Below are 1722 nucleotides of genomic sequence, written 5' to 3' on the forward strand. Positions count from 1 at the left end.
TGTAGAAGCTGTGCCCCTCCACGGTCAGGTAGCCGAGGAACGGATCGGAGACCGCCTGCAGGATGCGCTGGCACCCGACCACGCGGTAACCCTGATGCTCCGCAAGGATCACCGGGTCGAGGTAGCCGGCGACGGGTGCGATCCCGCCGAACTCCTGGACGACCGAGGCATTGGCCTCCTTCAGCTGGAGGATCAGGATGTCGCCGGTGGCGTCTCCGAGGGCGATGATGAAGCACCGCGTTCCGACGCTGCCGACCCCGACCACGCGCCGGGCCACATCCAGGACCGTGTATTGGGAGAGCATCAGGGCGATGTTCGTCGGGACGGTCGTGCGGTATGCCTGGAACACCTGGTCCACGATCACCCGGATCTCCGGCTCCAGCCGGGTGAGCACCGGCGGGTCCTCCACGAACTGCAGCCCCTCACCGCCTTCGACCAGGGTGCGGCTGGCGACACGCTCGCTGGTGCGCTTCTCCGACTCCTTCAGGGTGTGCTTGATCATCCGCTCGCTGTCCCGGCTCAGGATCCGCCGGTCGGCCATGCTGGTCACACGGAAATAGCGCCGGTACAACGACGCCTCGAGCGCCTCGCCCAGTGCGTTGCGGTACATCGCGGATGCCGAAAGCACGATCGAATGGAGGTCTGAACGGTCGATCCCGAGCGAGCGGCCGGCGAGGACGACGCTCGTCAGCATCCGTTTGACGTCCCACTCGAACGGGCCGACGGCCGCCTCATCGAAATCGTTGATGTCGAAGACCATGGAGCTCTCGGGCGACCGGTAGATGCCGAAGTTGCTGATGTGGGCGTCGCCGCAGATCACGACATCCCCACCCGCAGTCGGCACGGCGGCCAGGTCGGCGGCCTGGATCGCCGCCGTCCCCCGGTAGAACGCGAACGCGGACGCACCCATTCGCTCGACGCGCAGGGCGATCAGTGCCGGGAGGCGGTTCTCGTGCTGCCTGCGGAGGATCCCGAGCGGGTCGCGTCCCGGCGGAGGCGTGAACTCGGCTTGGCTGGACCGCGGAACCTGCGAGCGGGCCGCGTGCCCGGCGTCGTACAGCTCCTTTTCATCGAGCGGGGTCGCGATCGTCGTCATGACGCACCTCCTGGGTGGCGCTCATGCTAGCTCCCGCCGACGCGGCGCGGATAGACCATTCCCCGATGGTCCGGACGGGCGGAATCACCGGCGATCCCGCGGGCCGGTAGCACTGCGAACAGACGTCGTAGCGGCCTCTTCAGACTAGGAACCGAATAGCGGCCACGAAAGTCATTGACGGTCGGAGCGCGTGTCAGCATGGTGACCTTGAGCCGAGGCGCCGGTCCACCCGTAGCGCCGCGGCGAGTTCTGAGAGAACGGAGTCGCGACGGTGCGGAAATCGAAACAGGGGATGTGGATCGGACCGTTGGCGCTGCTGATGGCCTTCGGCTTCTCCGTGCCGGCCGCGAACGCCGCGACGGGCACCGCGACCGTGAGCATCAGCCCATCCACGGCGACCATCGCAGCGGGCGGTTCCGAAACCTACACGCTGAGTGTGACCTGCAGCGTGACCGGCGGGTGCAACGCGACGACCGTGACGTTCCCCACGACGACGATCAGCGGAGATGGCGCCACCACCGATTTCGGATCATGGTTCGGTGACTCTTCGTGCGCGACGGTGACGAAGACCGTCTCGCCCGGCACCGTGACCTACGCCTACGGGGACGTCCCGACCGGTACCTCGC

2 protein-coding genes are annotated in these 1722 nt (G+C 67.2%); one reads left to right on the forward strand and one right to left on the reverse strand.

Translation table 11 applies throughout. From position 1 onward, the window contains the following. Window positions 1-1096: DUF2252 domain-containing protein (locus ACPYOG_RS19095; RefSeq protein ID WP_481295716.1), on the reverse strand; the 1096-nt coding region annotated here is incomplete at its 3' end. Between the two features lie 271 nt (window positions 1097-1367). Here ACPYOG_RS19095 and ACPYOG_RS19100 point away from each other — a divergent pair. After that, on the forward strand, window positions 1368-1722 hold a 355-nt coding region (locus ACPYOG_RS19100), incomplete at its 3' end, for a hypothetical protein (RefSeq protein WP_481295717.1).

The sequence above is a fragment of the Leifsonia sp. HAY1-4F genome (assembly GCF_056755275.1).